The organism is Ignavibacteriota bacterium, assembly GCA_016212665.1.
Taxonomy (GTDB): domain Bacteria; phylum Bacteroidota; class Ignavibacteria; order UBA10030; family SZUA-254; genus FW602-bin19.
The window spans coordinates 101,228-121,496 of record JACREZ010000025.1 but is presented as its reverse complement, the minus strand read 5'-3'; the positions used below and the strand labels follow the sequence as shown (position 1 = coordinate 121,496).

At 43.2% G+C, this 20,269-nt stretch carries 16 protein-coding genes; 10 read left to right on the top strand and 6 right to left on the bottom strand.

The annotated features are described in order from the left end of the window. The first annotated feature begins 156 nt into the window (after positions 1-156). The 6 genes from HY960_08760 to hslU all read left to right on the top strand — a co-directional run bounded on the left by HY960_08760 (position 157) and on the right by hslU (position 8,467). The gene (locus tag HY960_08760) at positions 157-1,089 is read left to right on the top strand and encodes a TolB family protein (GenBank protein MBI5215830.1); all 933 of its coding nucleotides are present in this window, start codon (positions 157-159) and stop codon (positions 1,087-1,089) included. 26 nt (positions 1,090-1,115) lie between these two features. After that, positions 1,116-4,214: a S8 family serine peptidase gene (locus tag HY960_08755; GenBank protein MBI5215829.1), complete on the top strand. Its 3,099-nt coding sequence runs from the start codon at positions 1,116-1,118 to the stop codon at positions 4,212-4,214. A gap of 36 nt (positions 4,215-4,250) precedes the next feature. Beyond that, a complete protein-coding gene (locus tag HY960_08750; GenBank protein MBI5215828.1) occupies positions 4,251-4,904 on the top strand; it encodes a DUF3109 family protein in 654 nt (217 codons plus the stop codon). Positions 4,905-5,060: 156 nt separating this feature from the next. Continuing rightward, on the top strand, positions 5,061-6,524 hold the full coding sequence (gene rpoN, locus HY960_08745; GenBank protein ID MBI5215827.1) for an RNA polymerase factor sigma-54: 1,464 nt from the start codon (positions 5,061-5,063) through the stop codon (positions 6,522-6,524). Positions 6,525-6,530: 6 nt separating this feature from the next. Next, positions 6,531-7,070, top strand: coding sequence for an ATP-dependent protease subunit HslV (gene hslV, locus HY960_08740; protein ID MBI5215826.1), 540 nt, complete (start codon positions 6,531-6,533; stop codon positions 7,068-7,070). A 5-nt stretch (positions 7,071-7,075) separates the two neighbouring features. Beyond that, entirely contained in the window at positions 7,076-8,467 is a 1,392-nt protein-coding gene (hslU, locus tag HY960_08735) for an ATP-dependent protease ATPase subunit HslU (GenBank protein MBI5215825.1), read from the top strand. 76 nt (positions 8,468-8,543) lie between these two features. Here hslU and HY960_08730 read toward each other — a convergent pair whose 3' ends face one another. From HY960_08730 to HY960_08715, 4 genes are all read right to left on the bottom strand, one after another. Continuing rightward, positions 8,544-10,109 carry a hypothetical protein gene (locus HY960_08730; protein ID MBI5215824.1) on the bottom strand — a complete coding sequence of 522 codons (1,566 nt, stop codon included), beginning with the start codon at positions 10,107-10,109 and terminating at the stop codon, positions 8,544-8,546. Positions 10,110-10,122: 13 nt separating this feature from the next. Continuing rightward, positions 10,123-12,207: a hypothetical protein gene (locus HY960_08725; GenBank protein ID MBI5215823.1), complete on the bottom strand. Its 2,085-nt coding sequence runs from the start codon at positions 12,205-12,207 to the stop codon at positions 10,123-10,125. Between the two features lie 117 nt (positions 12,208-12,324). Continuing rightward, the gene (locus HY960_08720) at positions 12,325-12,642 is read right to left on the bottom strand and encodes a DUF3467 domain-containing protein (GenBank protein MBI5215822.1); all 318 of its coding nucleotides are present in this window, start codon (positions 12,640-12,642) and stop codon (positions 12,325-12,327) included. A 17-nt stretch (positions 12,643-12,659) separates the two neighbouring features. After that, positions 12,660-13,838, bottom strand: a complete 1,179-nt coding sequence (locus HY960_08715; protein MBI5215821.1) for a tetratricopeptide repeat protein — start codon at positions 13,836-13,838, stop codon at positions 12,660-12,662. A 152-nt stretch (positions 13,839-13,990) separates the two neighbouring features. On the opposite strand from HY960_08715, the gene HY960_08710 reads away from it, so the two are divergent. The 4 genes from HY960_08710 (at position 13,991) to HY960_08695 (ending at position 17,576) form a co-directional block, all read left to right on the top strand. Continuing rightward, positions 13,991-14,431: an HIT domain-containing protein gene (locus tag HY960_08710; GenBank protein MBI5215820.1), complete on the top strand. Its 441-nt coding sequence runs from the start codon at positions 13,991-13,993 to the stop codon at positions 14,429-14,431. 1 nt (position 14,432) lies between these two features. Next, the gene (icd, locus tag HY960_08705) at positions 14,433-15,749 is read left to right on the top strand and encodes an isocitrate dehydrogenase (NADP(+)) (protein ID MBI5215819.1); all 1,317 of its coding nucleotides are present in this window, start codon (positions 14,433-14,435) and stop codon (positions 15,747-15,749) included. 151 nt (positions 15,750-15,900) lie between these two features. Continuing rightward, complete coding sequence (locus tag HY960_08700; protein MBI5215818.1) at positions 15,901-16,236, top strand: RNA-binding protein; 336 nt, start codon at positions 15,901-15,903, stop codon at positions 16,234-16,236. Positions 16,237-16,421: 185 nt separating this feature from the next. Next, the gene (locus HY960_08695; protein ID MBI5215817.1) at positions 16,422-17,576 is read left to right on the top strand and encodes a 6-phosphofructokinase; all 1,155 of its coding nucleotides are present in this window, start codon (positions 16,422-16,424) and stop codon (positions 17,574-17,576) included. 207 nt (positions 17,577-17,783) lie between these two features. Here HY960_08695 and HY960_08690 read toward each other — a convergent pair whose 3' ends face one another. Continuing rightward, entirely contained in the window at positions 17,784-18,707 is a 924-nt protein-coding gene (locus HY960_08690; GenBank protein ID MBI5215816.1) for a hypothetical protein, read from the bottom strand. A 142-nt stretch (positions 18,708-18,849) separates the two neighbouring features. Continuing rightward, positions 18,850-20,241 (bottom strand): bifunctional folylpolyglutamate synthase/dihydrofolate synthase, encoded by a 1,392-nt coding sequence (locus tag HY960_08685; protein MBI5215815.1) that lies wholly within the window; start codon positions 20,239-20,241, stop codon positions 18,850-18,852. Positions 20,242-20,269: the final 28 nt, after the last annotated feature.

Genomic DNA, 20,269 nt, shown 5'->3' with positions numbered 1-20,269 from the left:
TAGTTTGATTATGAAGAGTGAAAAATTAATGGGCGTTGTGGAAGGGTTCATGACGCCCGAAAATAAAAAATGAATTTAAAACGGTGAATAGCGAATTGTTTATAGGAACATTTATACTTTGATTATGAATAAAAATAACATTTGTGTTACGAAATTATGAAGATAATAATTAGACAACGCCAACGGAAATGGCACTGCTACTATGTGCTAATAATATTGAGTGTACTAATAGCCTTAATATTACTTGCAGGTTGTGAAGATGATGATTTCATAAGTAGACCACCTGAAGTAGAACTAATTTCAAAAGACGAATTCCCTGCATGGTCACCAGATGGGAAATGGATTGCATATTACCACGAACAGTATGAAGAGGACACAACATATCCAACTGGATTGTACGCGATAGACACGGGTGGATATGACAGAAAACTTCTTGTACTCGGGTTTGCTACGACACCCGATTGGTCGCCAGATGGAAAATGGATTGTATTTTACAGCGGTGCAATATATGCAGTCAATATTCAAAATGATAGTTTACGAAGAATTACACCATTCACAGCTTATTTCCCAAGTTGGTCTCCTGACGGAAAAAAAATTGTCTTCGATACTCCCTACCAAGATCCAAAAGGAGCAAACGTAATTTGGACTATGAATACGGATGGTTCAAGTCTTCGAGATATTAGCGATCATGGTGTAGGCGAGTGGCGGATGCCAGCATGGTCGCCAGGGGGTGGAATGATTTTACATACACGATACCTAACTGGTATTCTCGGCGAAGAAATTTTTATTATGGACACCTCAGGCAACAATCCAAAACGACTGACAAGTAATAATATCAATGATCGCTATCCAAGGTGGTCAAAAAATGGAGAATGGATAGCGTGGACTGTAATAAGTGGTTCCAATTCCGAGATATGGCTTATGGATTCAAATGGAAAAAATCAACATAAACTCATAGATGGATATTCGTGTTCTTGGTCACCCGATAGTCGCTCTATTGTGCTTAGTAAGAGAAACGAAAGCCGATCAAAACTGAATTTATGGATTATACAAACTAATGGAACAAATCCACATCAACTCACAAATTAATTCACTAACAAATAAGGAGAAATATCATGTCACAAATATTGAAAATCTTTATAATTATGCAAATGTGTTTTATAGCTTTAGTCGATGCACAAACACGAAATAATTTTGTTCCGGGTGCCGTAAGGATTAAAGTGAAACCCGGCATGTATGTAAACGAAACCGATGTAATGTCCGTCTCTAACATAGCTTCAGACCGTTTGAGATACTGCTTGATGAATTTCGGCTGCCGGTCCATTTCTAAAATTTTCATTGGCTCTCGGCTTGCTGATACTTTAGCGCACGATATGTATGGTAACCCTGTGATACTAAACGATCTATCGGGTTGGATAGATCTGCAATTTGATACCAGTATAGCAGACGATAGAATTATTGATTCATTACGTAGCATCCCTGGAATATTAAGAGTTGAAAAAATAAAATTGATTAATGTTATTAATGATGGTTTTTCATCTGAGATCAGCACACAAGATAAGCAGCGTAAACAGTGGGCGCTGTTTAATCCAGATAATCGTAATCCAGATGGAAGTGGACATGACATTAATGCTACAGTTGCGTGGGATTTCCAAAAAGGTAGGGATGATGTTGTCGTAGCGGTAGTAGATGATGGTGTACAACATGACCACCCTGATTTGGATATTTCTGGAATTAGAAGTCGCGTCATCGCAGGGAGATATTTTCGCGTATATTATTGCCCATGGCCATTCAAATGTACCGAGGAAGATGATAATTCAGATCCTACAGGCACCAATGACCATGGCACAAAAATAGCAGGAGTTATAGGTGCTATTACTGACAATACTCCGAACAGCATAGCGGGGGTCATGTGGAATTGTAAAATCATGCCAATTAGAGTACTTCCTACAGGAATTCCTGATGGTATTGCTAAAGGTATTGATTGGGCAAGACAAAGTGGAGCTCATATTTTTAACCTAAGTTTTGAAACTGGAGGGGAAGATGAAATGATAATAAAAGAAGCTATAGGTAATGCATACTTACAAGGTAGAATTGTTTGTGCAGCGATGGGAAATGTGTACAATACTTATACAACATTTCCGGCAGCATATTTCGGTGTAATTGCAGTAGGAGGGACCGACAAACTTGATAATCGATGGTTCGATCCTGTTACTGGGAGCGGATCGAGTGCAGGGAATCACATTTCTGTTTCAGCACCGGCAGAAAAATATCGAACAACAACAATAGGAGGACAATACACGGACGATCAACATCTTTTCGGTGGAACATCTCTGGCTACTCCTTTGGTTTCAGGTTCTGCCGGCTTAATTCTGAGCCAGAGTCTTGACCGTGGCCTGAATTTGACTAACGATGATGTTAAACACCTACTTGAACGAACTGCAGATGATCAAGGTTCTACTGGATGGGATACAGAATACGGATACGGTAGGATAAATGTTGGCAACGCAATCAAGAAATTGAGTCCGCCTTATGAAGTTCAGCATGCAGTGTTAACCAATGGGAATAGACAGTTGCAACAGGATGATTTAACGCTGGCAATATTACCTCAATACTATCCACCACAACTGAATCAAGATTACTACGGTGAATCAAGCCGCCACAAAGTCTCTTGGCATGTCACTTTTGCAGCTCCTTATGCTGAAACCCCATTAGTTTGGGTGAGAGAACGTGAAACGCGAGGGTGGGAACCAAGTAATCCTAATTTTGGAATACCTTACGCCAGGATTTATAACTTGAATGCTAATGGATTTGATGTTGAAACTTATATTTATTTTATCGGTGGCGGACTTGGTGGTTCAGTTCAAAAATGGTGGCCTGGGGATACAGATGATCCTCAGTCATGGGTGGCGTATACTGTTGTCGGCCGCCGAATAATTACTAGTCCTACATCTCTGACAAGTGTTTTTACAACAACTCAGCAAATTCGACTTTCATGGCAAGACCAATCTAATAACGAGGTTTCGTTTCAAGTGGAAAGAAGTACCGATGGTACAAATTACTCTGTTATCGGTGAAGTAACAACTAATGGAAACGGTTCAGGCACAAGGACATTCGATGACCCGAATATATTGCAAGATGTGACGTATTATTATCGTGTACGCGGTTCTGCTCAAGAATTTGTTTCTTCTTATTCGAATACTTCAACTATTACAATACCAACGTTAGTTGCAGTAAGCCAGAATTTGCCAGTGAATGGTGCAACCAATGTACATCTTCAACCAACATTAACCTGGTACCTCACGCCAGGCGCTCAATCGTATCATGTTCAGGTTGACAATCAAAATCCTCCGCAAGCACCTTTCATTTTCGAGAACTCGAATGTTACTGCTATTTCTGTCCAGACGAACGGATTGGGATATAGTACACCATATTATTGGCAGGTGAAAGCGAAAAATGCATTCGGTGACGGTCCATGGTCATCGGTCAGGTCATTTACGACATCTATTCCTCCACCGGCAACACCACAAAACTTTGACGTTACTCCCACAAGTAATGGTTGTAGTATAGATCCGCCTGAAGGTCCTGAATTTTTCGGAGGGGAAGAAAGTTTCATTGGGGGTGAGCAAAGTAGTTTGGATGGAGGCGGAGGAGGTTGCGATTTGACAAAATTAACTTGGGATCTCTGTCCTGGTACTGGCAACAGTATTGAAATAGCACGTGGAACCTCGTCGAATGATTTGCGGTACTATGCTTCTGTTAGCTATTCGTCAACTTGCTACACAGATAATGTTTGCTTCGTTGGGCTGACCGTATATTATTACAAAATTCGCGCGGTAAATGATGGCGGTTATTCTGCTTGGTCTCCGATTTTTAGTAATGGGGCGACTAAAATAGGAGTAAAAAATAATGAGGGAAAAAATATCACAAGTGGATTCATCCTCAAACAAAATATTCCTAATCCTTTCAACCCTGTAACAATTATCAATTATGAATTACCAAGCGACTGCTATGTAACGCTCAAAGTTTACAATACACTTGGAAAGGAAGTTTCAACACTTGTTGAAATGGTGCAAGATGCGGGGAATAGGTCTGTAACTTTCGATGCCACATTGCTTCAGAGTAGTGTGTATTTTTACAGAATTATTGCAGTACCTCTTACGGGTAGTAGAGAAATTTATACTGCAACAAAGAAAATGCTGATTGCAAAATGATGTAATCAAATCATATAGAATGATGAAGCCGAGCAAATGGAAAATTTGGTCGGCTTTTTTAATTACTTTTCTCTAAAAAATCAAGTTTTCTCTTACCGAAAAGTTTTGTATTTTGATGCGGCAATGTTCATCATCGGTGAAGTTCGCGTGGAAACGCAAGTTGGAAAAGTTGAATTTGCGTGCGATTTGAAGCGATGTAAAGGAGCATGTTGCACGATGCCGGGGGGACGCGGCGCTCCGCTTTTGGAAAGCGAAATTCCTGAAATCGAGCGGGCGTTTCCGGTTGTCAGAAAGTATCTGCCTGTATCTCATCTTCAAGTAATTCAAGAACAAGGAATGTATGAGGGATTTCCCGGGTACCGTGCGACAATGTGTGTTGATGAAGGGGCTTGTGTGTTTGTGTATTATGATGATGACATCGCCCGTTGTTCGTTGGAGCGCGCATTTTTGAATGGCGAAACAGTGTGGAAGAAACCGATTTCCTGTCACCTGTTTCCGGTTCGTGTCTCTGTCACTCCAAGAACGACAATCCGATATGAAGAAATTGAATCATGTAAACCGGCGCTCGAACGGGGAAAGAAAGAAGAAATTCCGTTGTTCGAGTTTTTGAAGGAACCGCTCGTGCGAAGTTTCGGTGAAGCGTGGTATCAGGAATTTCATAAGACATGTAAAGAATTGAATCAAGGGTAATGATAAATCTACTTATTGTCATTGGTTGCGAAGCGAAGAATCTCAACCGTATAATGCGGAGATTCTTCACCCGCTAAAGCGGGATTCAGAATGACAGTTCAGAAAGATTTAGAATTAACTAAAAGAAAGTTTGTAATCGCATTCAGTGCGAAACGTATGCAACAACATTTAACACAACATTTACGACAGGAATTACGTCTTACTCCGCAACAAGTTCTTTATTTGAAATTGTTGCAACTTCCCGTTCTTTCTTTGGAGCAACGCATCAAGGAGGAACTTGAGGCGAATCCGCTTTTGGAGGAGGGGGATGAAGTTGAGACGACAACCGAACAGCCGGAAGAGCCTGTAGAGCCGCTCCCGGAATTAGAGGGGAAATCGGAAACAATCACCGAGAAAAAAGAATCTCCGGAAGACGGATACTCGTTTGAAGATTTCATGAACGATGATTTGTCGGGATATAAAACGAATGTTCAATCGAGTGATGAGGATGACGATAAAGATGAATTCCCGATGCCCGCGGAAGTTGCGCTTACTGAAAAACTGAAAGACCAGTTGCAGTATCTCGATATTACCCAGGAAGAAGAATTGCTTGGAGAGGAAATTATCGGGAATATTGATGAGGATGGTTACCTGAGGCGCGAACTGAATCTCATCGTCCAGGATTTGAATCTTGCACAAGGTACAACGCTTACGATTGAACGGGCGGAGCGGGTTTTGTTTCAAATCCAACGACTTGACCCGCCGGGGATTGCTGCACGGAGTCTCCAGGAATGTTTGATAGCCCAGTTAGAGATAGGAGAATTCCCGGAGCGAACCAAAGAACTTGCGTTGAAGATGTTGCGTGAGCAATGGTACGAGTTTACGCTTAAGCACTATGCTGAGTTGGCAAAATACTTAACTATTACCATTGATGAATTGAAGCAGGTTATTGAGTTGATTTCCAAGTTGAATCCGAAACCGGGGGAAGGAACTCTTACTGCACAACACAATTATATTATCCCGGATTTTATTGTAGAAAACGAGGAGGGGGAATTTGTCATCAACTTAAATGACCGGAGCGTTCCTCCGCTCCGGTTGAATAAGCGATATAAAGAGTTGATGACGCAGAAGAAGAACACCGTAACACCGACCGAAGTGAAGACGTTTATCCGGGACCAGTTTGAGCGGGCGAAGTGGTTTATCAATTGTATCTATCAACGACGGGAAACAATGTTGAAGGTCATGCACACGATTGTTGACCGACAGCGCGAGTTTTTTGAGACAGGTGAGGGGCTTCGACCGATGATTTACAAGGACATCGCGGAAGTAATCGGGATGGACATTTCTACTATCAGCCGTGTGGTGAACGGGAAATATGTACAGTGTGAGTTCGGTGTGTTTGAATTACGATACTTTTTCAGTGATAAACTCTCCACGACATCCGGCGAAGATATCTCCAACAAGGAAGTGAAGAAAAAAATCAAAGAAATTATAGAGGCAGAGAATCCTCAGGACCCGTTAAGCGATGATAACATTGCGGCGATGCTGAAGGCAGAAGGGGTGAATATTGCGCGCCGAACAGTTGCAAAGTACCGTGAAGCAATGAGGATTCCTGTTGCACGACTTCGAAGAACAATTTAATCTCCTATGAGTAATTTAATAATACATTCAACTACAGTGCTTGGACTGCGGCACAACGGTCAGGCAGTTATCGGCAGTGATGGGCAAGTAACGGTCGGCAATGCCGTGATGAAACATCACGCAAAAAAAATCCGCAAACTGTACAACGATACGGTTCTTGCAGGGTTTGCCGGCGCCGCTGCCGATGCCTTCACGCTCTTCGAACGGTTTGAAGATAAACTGCAACAGTATCATGGCAATTTGGTGCGCGCGGCGGTAGAACTTGCAAAAAATTGGCGGACGGATAAATATCTTCGTCATCTTGAAGCGTTGCTTGCGGTACTCAACAAAGAACAATCGCTTATTATTTCCGGAACGGGTGACGTGATAGAACCGGATGATGGAATTGTTGCGATCGGTTCGGGCGGAAATTTCGCTCTTGCCGCGGCACGCATGTTGGTGAAGCATACGCAACTGACGCCGCGAGAAATTGTACAGGATTCACTGACAACCGCAGGAGAAATCTGCATCTACACGAATGAAAATATTGTAATCGAAGAATTGTAAACGACATGAGCAAGAAAAATAAAAAAGAGGCGTCAAAGGAATTTACACCGAAGCAAATTGTTTCGGAACTTGACCGCTACATCATCGGGCAGAACGCGGCGAAGAAAGCAGTTGCGATAGCCATTCGTAACCGGTGGAGGCGAATGCAGACGCCGGAAAGTTTGCGTGAAGAAATCATGCCGAACAATATCATCATGATTGGACCGACAGGAGTGGGAAAGACGGAGATTGCCCGGCGGTTGGCAAAGTTAGTCAACGCGCCATTCATTAAAGTGGAAGCATCGAAGTTTACCGAGGTCGGGTATGTCGGTCGAGATGTTGAATCAATGGTGCGCGACCTGACGGAATATTCCGTGACGATGGTGAAAGCCGAAAAGACGGCGGAAGTTCAGGACAAGGCACGTTCACTCGCAGATGAACGTGTTCTCGATATTCTTGTCGGACCGGTGAAAAAGAAATCACCGAATGAGAATGATGCGACAGCTGAGGGTCAACCGGAAAATGACTTGCACAGTTCTACACGGGAACGATTCAAAGAAAAATTGCAGGCAAATCAACTTGATGACAGAACGATTGAGATGGAAGTGACGGCGAGTCAACTTCCTTCGATGCAGGTCTTCGGTCCCATCAACATTGAAGAAATGGGATTGAACATCCAGGAAATGTTCGGCAATATGATGCCGAAGAAACACAAGAAGCGACGGCTGACGATTGCCGAAGCGCGTTCTCTTCTCACCTTAGAAGAAGCGGATAAGTTGATTGACATGGATGCCGCAGTGAAAGAAGCGTTACATCGTGTTCAGAATTCTGGAATTATTTTTATTGATGAGATTGATAAGATTGCACGCTCGCAGGGAAGCGGAGGCGGTCCCGATGTTTCGAGAGAAGGGGTTCAGCGCGACTTGCTTCCGATTGTCGAAGGCTCGAATGTGATGACGAAGTATGGCATGGTGAAGACCGACCATATTTTGTTCATTGCTTCAGGAGCGTTTCATGTTTCCAAGCCGTCCGATTTGATCCCGGAATTACAGGGACGGTTCCCGATTCGAGTCGAATTGAACAGCCTGACTGAAGAAGATTTTGTGAAGATACTAACCATCCCGCAAAATGCGCTCATCAAGCAATACATTGCTCTGCTTGAAACGGAAAATGTAGCGTTGGAATTTTCACCTGAATCAATTCGGGAAATTGCAAGAACTGCGGCGGAAGTGAACGAACGCGTGGAAAATATCGGCGCGAGACGGCTTCACACAATTCTCACAACGTTGCTTGAGGAATTTCTCTTTGAGGCGCCTGATAAATATGTGGACGAGACACTCAAAGTTACGGATGGACTTGTGCGCGAAAAACTTTCAGAGATTGTGAAAGACCGCGACTTGAGTAAGTATATTTTGTAATAGTTGTAGTGGTTGGCAGGAGAAGAAAATTAAATTTGTAGGGGTTTGATTTATCAAACCCCTACGATGACAATAATTATATTCTCACAATCATATTCATCCCGAACGAAGCCTGGTCCCAATTGTTCGGTGAGAAAAGAAGACCAAAATTTTCCGTTCCGAAGTTCCAGTTAAATCCGCCAAAGTCAAAACCGAATCCCGCTGACCAGTTAAACCTGTCAACACCGCCGAACGATAACCCGGTTCGAATTGGAATCCACATCGCCGGGCGATACTCTGCACCGAGTGCGAAACGCGCACGGGTTGTATTTCCGGGGGACATATTGAATCCCTGATGATACTCGACTGTCATTAACAATTGTCCGGGGAACGAACGGACAAAGGGAAGTTGGTCAACCTGAATAGCCGCACCGATTCTCAGAATTGTTGGAAGCGAAGTCGAGAACTCTCCTGTTACTGTATCTTTTCCAGTGAATGCTTTTTCAAGACTATCGAGTTGTTCCTGCTGTGTCGGGTTAGTCATGATGAATGATGCATCGCCGATTGTTTCCTTTGTATTTTTTGTCCATGTGATTGAACCAATGTCGGTGATGCTAAACCCTGCGCGAATTGCCGGATAGACATCAGCCGCAATTCCGAAATCAAATCCCAAACCGCTTCCCGCTGGCTTACCAAACGGATTCACATCGTCCGAATCGGATTCAACAACGGAAGAACGTAGAACGCGAGAATTGAAATTGCCGACTAAATCCCAACCACCGTTCGGGTTTGCACGGTTCTCAAATGTTGCATCATATTTTTCTGTGATGACTGCCGCGAAGCCATGGACAACTTTCAATCCTACTCCCGCAGAAACATTATTAAAATATTTGTATTTGAGTTGTGGAATCTTCCGTGCATAACTGAGAGAGTATTCCCGCAAGTACCAACTCCGAATGTCCGTTCCTGCGAAATTATATTTCGAACCGAGTGAATCCAATCCGAAGAAAAAGAATCGAACATAATCTTTCGGCAAATCAAAATTAAACGACATTCTGTCGGTAATGCTCAATCCGATATCGCCGACGACATCGTTATGAATTGTCAGTCCGAATGCCCGAAATTCAAAATCAACATGTGTCTCGGCAATTCCAGCCGGGAAGATTTCGAGGATGCGGTTCTTATCCGTTTCGGTGAGATACTTCGGGTCGTTCTCGCCATCGCCATCTAAATCCGGACCACCGGTAAAATACTCCTTGTAGATGTCGTAGTTGATGAAATCCGAACCGAAACTGAATCCCAGAGACAATGCAGGAATCGAAAATGAAACTGCCGGTGGTCTGTGAACGACCAACATTGTCGTGTCGTGCGAAACGGAAACAGTCATTGTTGTATCTGTGCCACTCGAATCTTTTGTGACGACAAGTGAATCGTGCGTGATTGTTTGGGTAATTACTTCTTTCAATCTCCCGCGGTGCGGTAACGTGAGGTTTGCCGGGTTTGTGCTGATTGCTTCCAATCCGCGCGCAGAGGAGACAAACGAGCGACCGAGACTCACTCCTGCAACATTAAATCGTTCGCCTCCGGCATACAGCGTTGCGCTGAGCGAGAGTAGGATGATGGCAAATGTGAAAATCTTCATAGTGTTAATACTGTATTTCATTGTTCATTCCTCCTTACTTTGTATTGATGTTAGCAACGATGTTTGCATACGCCCGGACACGGATATAATCACCTGTCGTAAATGCGGTCGGGACGCTGTTGGAATTCAACACAAGCCGGACTATGACACGTTTTGTATCGTTGAACTTATCAGCGTCCGATGTTTGAACACTAACGCGAATGGGACTTGGCGTTATAGTGGGAACATCCCGTGTTCCTGCCTGAATTGAAATCGGCATCTCGTTAAATTTTGGCAGACTGAGAATCGAATTGTTGTTCACGTTCAGGAATGAAGTGTGCAATGAGACTCCCATTGGAATTGCATTTTCGATTTTGAAGAAGACTGATGCCTGTTTGATTTTTGTCAGGATGTCTTTATCAATTTTCTCTTCTCCGTTATCATCGAGGTCAATCGTATCGGCGAACGTACCGTTGAAAATACCAATCTTCATCAATGCCGAGATATCAAGCGAGGAATAGAAACTCGTCGTGTCCTCCGCGCTCCCAATCTGGCGGCTTGCATAAACATCCGGTGGGTTTACCAAAGCGTTTCCTCTAATGATAATTTGCTTTCCTTTCTTCGTGAGGAAGTCGGAAACAAATTGAGCAAGATTCGAAAATGTCACACTCTCTACAGAATCAGGTAATAACCGCCTCATGTTGGGATAATAACTGCGTCCGTCGGGTTTCACTTTCATAGAATTAATTATTGTTCCGATTGCATTTATTCCAACAAGTGAAAAATCAACGTCAATCGGATGTCCAACTGCAGAAAATAGATTTAGCGTCATGGTGAAATTTGTCGAGTCAAACTTTACGCTATCCGCGCTAAAGTTTGATGAAAACTTTCCGACATCAATATCCACAGTATCTTTTATGTTCAACCAAATTGGTCGGGAAACTCCGGCGATGCGTTTAATGACGTATGGCGTATCAATCGCAATCAAGCGTAGTTTCACTTTATCACCTGCCCGGATGGTGATTGGTGTTGACGAATTGAGCGAAGCAGAGGTAACACGGAGTGAACACGTTGCTGTTTGGCTAAGCCCGTTCAACGCTTCAATCTTCCATTTTGTTAAATCATACGTTTGGGAGAATGTGGACTGTTTGTTCAAACTAAGGTCGAGTTGAAATGGTTGGTTGGTCGTTGTATCCACAAACTCTTCCATGCTGATTCTTGTTTGAATGCCTACTTCAAGTGTGTTTTCCACTTCAAGACGGAAGCCCCCTTTTTTTAATGATACATGTTGGAAGTATGATGAATCATCAACCAAATAAGGACGAAAGACAGTCGAGTAATTCAATCGCTCGAATGATTTCGCTGTGATTTCGTCAGCAACACCGTTCGTGATTTGCAAGGAAACGGTCACACCGGAATCTGCATGAATGAACACAGAATTTCCTCCGCTGCCGGGTGATTCTAACATTCCATAAATAAGCATCCGGTTTTCAAAGAATCGTCTATTGACGAGTGATGCAGGAGATGAAATGTATGCCGAGTTTGCAGGAACATTAAACTGAGGAAATTGAATTCCCCCAAGTTCAATCCCATTCGGAAAATTCATTTCAACCGGTAGGCTGTTTCGGACTTGCAGTGTCAAGGTTCCTTGTGTGAAATGAACCGAGTAAAATAGTTCACCCAAATTAATAGAATCATTTCCGCCTGAGTTATAGGAGAAAGGAGGAACGGGGGAAGAAGTATTTGGCGGAGGAAATCCTAAAAGAGTTTCGGCTGAAAATTTGAATCCTAACGGCTGATTCGTGTTTACTTTCATCTCTCCGATTCCTTGCTCTAATGTGATAGAAGGTTCGGGATGCATCACCAATTTGTCTCCTATGCCGACTGAGTCGAACTTGAACTGATTCGGACGATAATGGTAATTCGGTCCGACGGTGATGATATCGGGGTTTTCCTCAAGCGCATCATTCAGATAAAAAATTGTATCAATAAGCGGGATGCTGAGTTGTGTGTCCCATGTCGGTAAGACAGGGTCAGGTGGAACTTCAAAACATTGCCATGAGGAGAGAACGGCAATGAACAAGAGAGAAATATATAATAATGGATTGGGGCGAGATTTATCGTTAGAATATTTTAGCATGATTAATTCAAAATTGACTGCAACAATATAATGGTTTGAAATAAAAAAGGGGTTGACCAATCTTACATAGTCAACCCCAATCTCGAATTATTTATTACTGTTCAAAAGAAGAATTCATTAATGAACTTTTTCTCCAGTGCTTGGCGGCTGAAAACCGAATCCTCCTGCTGATGGTTCACCCTGAATTTTCACTTCGCCAAACGTTTTCTCAAACTTTTCGATGTTATCCCGAAGCGCATTGAGTAACAGTTTTGCATGTTGCGGAGTGGTAATAATCCGGGCAAATACTTTCGCTTTCGGGACGCCGGGAAGGACACGGGTAAAATCAATCACAAACTCTGCGGGCGAGTGCGTGATGATGGCAAGATTCGAGTAAATCCCCTCGGCCTCTTTCTCGCTCAGTTCGATATTGATTTGTTGTTGTTGTGGAGGCATTTGATTCATTTTCTTCATTACTTCTTTCTTAATTTATCCGCTTCTGCCGCGGCTTTTTGTGCTTCTTTAATCATTCCTGCATTGACGTATGCGGTTGTGAGAGCATCCCACAAATTCGCGTCATCGGATTTAATTTTCACTAACTTATCTAAATGTTCTGCTGCTTTTTTGAAGTGTTCAAGATATGATTTGTCAATATCTTTATCTTTTTTCTTCGGGTCTGCTTTGGCTTCGGCTTCTTTCTTTTTTATATCTCCGAGACGCATGTATGCGACACCGATATTGCGCAGTGCATCTTCAAAATTCTGGTCAACTGCAAGTGCGGCATTGAAATGTTCAATCGCGCCGTTGATATCTTCGGTTTGCATTAACAGCAAGCCAAGATTGTTTTGAAGAATCTTGTTCGACGGGTCTTTCTTTACTGCTTCCTGGATAAATGGTAACGCTTCTTTTTCCCGCTTTAATTGAATGTGAACATCAATTAAGAGGCTCAGTAGTTCCAGATTATCCGGGTCGGCAGTACGTGCGGCTCGAAGTTCTTCGATTGCAGAGTTGAAACTTGCATCTGCCGTTGCGTTATCCCCTTTTGCTTTTGCATCTTCTGCTTTTAGTAAAAAAGCATTGATGATTTCTCTATTCAGTGCAGGATCTTTGGTAATATCCCGGACCTTTTTCAAGTTTACAATTTCTTCATCAAACTGCTTTGTGACAGCATACACGGCGGCAATGTTCTGATACGTCGCAGGGCTGTCAGGTACACACTGAACCGCCAATTGGTATAAGCCGAGCGCCTCTTTCGCCAACGATGCTACTTTAGCTTGGTCATCCTGAACTTTGGTGATTTCATTATGTTTTGCAATTCCCATGTTGAAAAGTTGTCCCCATGCTGAGAGTTTTGCAAGTTGAATTTTATCGGCAAATTCCTTACCTGCTTTGAGTGAGGCATCAAAGGAAGGAAGCATTGCATCAAATTTCTTTAAATTTAACTGGCAAAAGCCTAAATAGTACCATGCTTCGGCGTTTGTAGGATTTTTAGAGACTTCTTTCTCAAGGGAAGTTGCCGCTAAAGCATAATCGTTTCGCTGAAGGTAGAGTTTCGCACTGGTCATATCAGTAGAGCCACACTGAAAACCGGTCACAATAAAACTTAAGGTTAGGGTGATAAAAATAAAAACAACAAATGAGGGACGTTTCATGTATTTTCCTAATAAATGTTCGTTCTAAGAGGGTATTAAATAAATGCAGCTGAAATATACTGAATGTGCAAACGAGAATCAAACCGTGTCGGTCTTTGGAAATGGTCTGATTTTTTGGCATATTTTTCCCCGAACAATGAACCACTGGGCGAATGCACTGCATTTTCTGTAAAATTGTTCGAGGAGATGCAGCAGCTGAAATTTTGTATGAAAATGAACATGCCGTGTCTATCCTCGACATCAATCCAATCCATTTCGGTCATGCGCTTGTTTTTCCCAAGCGGCACAGCGAAACATTTCTCTCTGTTTCCCAAGATGAATTTCATGATTTGATGAAAGCAACTCACGTTGTCTCAAAAGCAATTGTTGATGCTTTTCAACCGGAGGGCTTTAATATTTTTTCCAATAACGGTCTCGCCGCAGGACAGTCGGTTTTTCATTTTCATCTGCATGTGACTCCTCGTTATCAAAATGATGATATACAATTTATCCTCCAACTGAAGCGATATGAAAACGGAAAGATGAAAGAATGTGCCGAGCAGGTTCGACATCATATCAATTCACACCCTGTAATTTCAAACGAAAATATTTAACATGAATTCCAAACCAACACCACCAATCAATGGTAAAAAAATATCAATTGCCAATGGCAAATTGAATGTTCCTGATAATCCAATTCTACCTTTCATCGAAGGGGACGGAACCGGTCCCGATATTTGGCGCGCCTCTAAACGAATTTTTGACGCGGCAGTTCAAAAAGCATACGGAGGAAAACGTTCGATTGCATGGATGGAAGTCTATGCCGGAGAGAAAGCGTTCAATCTTTTTAACTCGTGGCTTCCCGATGAAACGGTTGATGCGTTCAGAGAATATTTGGTCGGTATCAAGGGACCCTTGACAACCCCAGTTGGCGGAGGAATCCGCTCCCTCAATGTCGCGTTACGGCAAATGCTTGATTTATATGTTTGTCTCAGACCTGTTCGATATTTTCAGGGAGTTCCTTCACCGGTGAAAACACCGGAGAAAGTTGATATGGTTATCTTCCGTGAAAACACGGAAGATATTTATGCCGGTATCGAATATAAAGGCGGTTCGCCGGAAGCACAGAAGGTATTGGATTTTCTTTCCAATGAATTTTCCAAGCAATTCGAAAAAATCCGTTTTGGAACAAAAGACAAAGCCGATTCATTCTGGAAACTTGTCGGTGCAGAAAAATTTCCAACCGATGTGAATATTGGTGTGGGAATCAAACCGGTCAGTTATTCGGGAAGCGTCCGTTTGATTCACAGCGCAATCAGTTATGCAATCAAAGAGAAAAGAAAAAGCGTAACCTTTGTCCATAAAGGCAACATTATGAAGTACACGGAAGGAGCGTTTCGTGATTGGGGATATCAGACAGCAAAAGAATATTTCGGTGCAGTTGAAATTGACGGCGGACCGTGGTGTAAAATTCCCGATGGAAAACCCGGCGCCGGAATTATTATCAAAGATGCGATAGCGGATATTACACTTCAACAAGTTCTCACACGCCCGGAAGATTTTGATGTTATTGCGACGCTCAATCTTAACGGGGATTATCTCAGCGATGCGCTTGCCGCTCAGGTGGGTGGAATCGGAATCGCTCCCGGTGCAAACATCAATTATATAACAGGTCACGCAGTGTTTGAAGCAACACACGGGACAGCGCCAAAGTATGCAAACCTTGACAAAGTAAATCCCGGTTCGGTAGTTCTCAGCGGCGAATTGATGTTGCGCTACATGGGGTGGACGGAAGCGGCAGACCTCATCCTTAAAGGCTTGGAAACGTCCATTAAATCAAAAGTTGTGACGTACGATTTTGCCCGGTTAATGCAAGGTGCGACAGAAGTTAAATGCTCGGAATTTGCCGATGCGGTGATAAAGAATATGTAACAAATAAACACGAGTCATTCTACGAAGAAAGTTGTCAATTTATTGGTCGAAAGTTCATTGTGTTATTAGGTGATTTTTTCCAACGATGTACTATTCTAGAGCAGACTCATTCATAACTCAATAATACAATAATATATATAAGGTAGTACCAATGAACATTTATGTAGGCAATATTTCTCGTAACGCAAGCGAGGATGATTTACGACAGGCTTTCGAAGCTTTCGGAAAAGTATCTTCTGCTTCATTAATCAAAGACAAATTCAGCGGAGAATCGAAAGGCTTCGGATTCGTCGAAATGCCAACTCAGGCTGAAGCACAGGCGGCGATTGATGGATTGAATGGCTCCGACTTAAAAGGTCGCGCACTTACAGTGAACGAAGCGCGTCCGCGTGAAGAAGGTCGTCGTCCCGGCGGTGGTGGCGGCGGCGGTGGCAGAGACCGACGTCGTAGCGGCGGCGGTGGTGGCGGCGGCGGAAGACGCTGGTAAGTATTAAATTATTTTTTAATTCTTATTTAATGTGTTGAAACCGCAAAGCGGTTATTAACACGTGTATTTTTTACTGACCTCAGACCGAGTCTGAGGTCGGTAATAATATTCCTTGTGAAACCATTGTTCATGGTTTTACATAATAACAACTACAACCCTGAAAATATTTTGGAGTAACAAAGAAAATGAGAATAGGAATCTTAACCGGCGGCGGAGACGTTCCCGGATTAAATCCTTGTATCAAAGCGGCAGTCTATCGCGCAGCCGACGAAGGACACGAGATGATTGGGTTCCGTCGCGGTTGGGCTGGATTGCTTTATTACAATCCGGATGATGAAGAATCATCATCTCAGTATATTTTACCATTAAATAAAGTCAACACAAGAACGATTGACCGGACGGGCGGAACATACATTCATACTTCCCGCACCAATCCCGGGAGAGTGAAACCAAACGAAATTCCCGACTTCCTGAAGAGTTCATTCCCCGAAACAACGGATAAGCCTGTTGATTGTACGAAACATGTTCTTCGAGTGCTTGAACATTTGAAACTCGATGCACTCATTGCCATTGGCGGTGATGATACGTTGAGTTACGCGGTGCGTCTGCACAAAGAAGGTTTCCCGATGGTCTGTATTCCGAAAACAATGGATAACGATGTGTTCGGAACGGATTACTGCATTGGCTTTTCGACTGCCGTAACACGAAGTGTGGAATTCATTCATGCGCTTCGCACACCGACCGGTTCGCATGAACGTATTGCTGTCGTTGAATTATTCGGACGATATTCGGGTGAAACTTCACTCATCTCCGCGTATCTTTCGGGTGTTGACCGAGCAATCATTTCCGAAATTGATTTCGACATCGACAAATTAGTTAAGTACCTTGTTGAAGACAGAAAACACAATCCGAGTCATTACGCCATCATGACAATCTCCGAGGGTGCAAAACCTCTCGGCGGTGAAATGATGATGAAAGGCGAAGCAGACGCGTACGGTCATAAAAAACTTGGCGGCATCGGAGATTGGGTTTCAAAAGAAATTGAAGCTCGTTCGGGTGTCCGAACAGTGTTTCAGCAACTTGCGTACTTGATGCGAAGCGGCGCGCCGGATGCGCTCGATTTGATGGTTTCGACAAGTTACGGATACTTAGCAACCGATATTCTTGTTAAGAAGCAATCGGGACGATTAGTGGCATTGCGCGACGGAAAATATACAACTGTTTCCGCCAACATGATTTCGGAAGGAAAAAAACGTGTTGATGTTGACGAGTTGTACGACATCGAAAATTACCGTCCGAAAGTGGCACACCTACTCGGCAAACCGATGTTTCTGTATTAAACATTCTCTCTGTTCCGAGGGAATCCCGCGTTAGCTCGATGCCCAAAGAATCTCATTGACAGTCTGATAAATGGATTCGTGGCTGTCTCAAAAGTTGGTAGGACAGGCATTCCTGCCTGTCGCTTTTATGAATATGACAAATTTTTGACAGACAAGAATGTCTGTCCTACCATCGTTAGTTCTTTTGAGACAACCCGAATAACATCTTTATGGTTGAGGTTCCTCCAACGCTAAAATAAGCGCGCCAAACGTAGAAGGAAATTTCGGTTTTTGAAAATAAACGTGAGGAAACTTCTGCCGGATTTTTTTCTTCACCATGTCGTAATACACATTTGATTTTTCAAGTAACCCGCCCAACGTAGCAATGGTAAGTTTCTTCTGCGGTGATTCCTTTTGCATAACTACTTCGACTAATCTCAGCAGGTCATCGCTGTTCGATTCGAGTATTCGAATTGAGACTTCATCGTGTTCAACCGCCGCCTCGAGCACTTTCGGAGTGAACGGAGCGATTTCTCCCTCCGCCTTTCGGATTGCCGAGACCAAGTATTCGGGAGAATCTATCTGAAAAAAATCAAGCGCTTTGTTTGTCAGCAACGTAGGTTTTCCTTGTCCGTCGAACTGTGACATCACTGCCCGAAGTGCTTCACGGGCAATTGCATATCCACTCCCGTCATCACCCAAAATTCTTCCCCAACCGCCTGCACGGGCGAACTGATTCTCATCGTTCCGGTAATAGACAATTGAACCTGTTCCCGCAATCAACACAATTCCCGGACGCCACGGCAACGCGGCTTCCAATGCAATTCGCGCATCGCTTTCCAATCTGACGATTCGGTTTTTGTCGCTGAGCCGAAGGAGTTCCTTTTGAAGTAGGGCTTTGTCGGCAGGTCGCCCGATGCCAGCAATTCCGGCAACGACATTTCTTACATAGTTGACCGGCTGTTTGATTTTCCCGCAACACTCACGGATAAGATTGAAAATGATTTTTGCCGAGCGGTCAAACCCGATGATGTTCGGGTTCGAGCCGAATCCGTTTGCTTCGGAAAGAATTGTTCCATGTAAATCTGCAAGCATCGCGCGGGTTTTTGTTCCGCCTCCGTCAATTCCGATAACGTAAAGTTTGTTGCTCATATTTTTTTTGATTTGTTGGAAATGAAATTATCAAAAATGAGCATAATAAACAATTTGGAATTAGCCGTTGGAGTTTTGCTAAGGGGTAATTTTTTTTAAGTGGCGAAGGATGGATTTGAGAATGGGTGTAAAGGAGGAGAATCTACGTTTGAATATGAAGCGCTTCAAATGCTTCTCCCACAACATAATGTGACCCGAAAATGACAATTGCCTCATTAGGGCGAACAAACGATTGAGCAAGTGAAAGTCCGTTCACAACCGTTCCGCCGTTATATGTTGGGAATTGTTTTGCATGAAATTTCTCTGTCAGTTCCTTGCTTGATAATGCTCTCTCAGTTTTTGGCTGAACTGCAATGACGTGCCGGGCAAACTTCGTGATTGAATCAATCATTGTTTGATACTCTTTATCTTTCATCACTCCAAACACAACAACGGGACGGCTGAAAAGCATTTGCTTCAATGAACGAATCGCCGCATTGATTCCTTCAGGATTGTGTGCAACATCAGCAACGATAAGCGGCTCGTTGCTAATGACTTCGAGACGTGCATGAAGTCCCGCAAGCGATTGAATATTTTTCAATCCATGCTTCATAGATTTGATAGTAATGTTGTCAAAGCCACACTCATGTTTTAGATGTTCGGCTCCATGAACAGCAAGGCGAAGATTGAGTTGCTGATGGTTGCCGGGGAGAGATGTACGGAGTGAGCGATAGTTCCTTTTCGTTGTCCACAGGTTGACAGTCAATCCTTCCAAAGAATTTTCCGCAACACTCAGTAAACCGGAACGTTGCGGTTCAATTACTCTTGAATAATTATTCTTTGCTACGTTTCGAATGACGGTTCTTGTTTCTCGCTCGTTTGCTTCAAACATGCAAGGAATATTTCTTTTGATGATGCCCGCTTTTTCAAGAGCAATTTCGGCAAGCGTTTTACCGAGATGTTCTGTATGGTCAAGTCCGATGTTGGTGATAATGCTGAGTAACGGCGTGACAACATTCGTCGCATCAAATCTTCCCCCCAATCCCGTTTCGATGATTGCAATGTCCACCTTCTCATCGGCAAAATATTTGAAAGCGATTGCCGTTGTTGATTCGAAGAATGTTGATTTCGTTTCAATAATTTTCGGTTTGAGGTACTTGCAGTAATCTGCAATCTGTTCATCGGAAATCTTTTTCCCGTCAATTCTTATTCGTTCATTGAATTCGACAAGATGTGGAGAAGTATACAGCCCTGTTCGATAACCGGAAGCAGTAAGAATCGCCGCAAGCATGGCAGAGGTTGAACCCTTCCCGTTCGTGCCTGCAATATGAACGGACGGAAATTTTCGTTCGGGATTCCCGAGAAACTCACACAACAGTTGGATGTTTCGGAGTCCGAGTTTGATTCCGAATTGTTGGAGGGAGTAGAGAAACTCAAGCGGATTGGAGTATCGGAGTATTGGAGTTGTGGAGTTTGTAGTTTCGGGTTTCGGGTTTTGGGTTTTCAGTTTCCTGGCTTCAGTTTCCTGTTTCCCGTTTCCTGTTTTCTGTTTCATAAACCGAGCATCAAACATCAAGAATCAA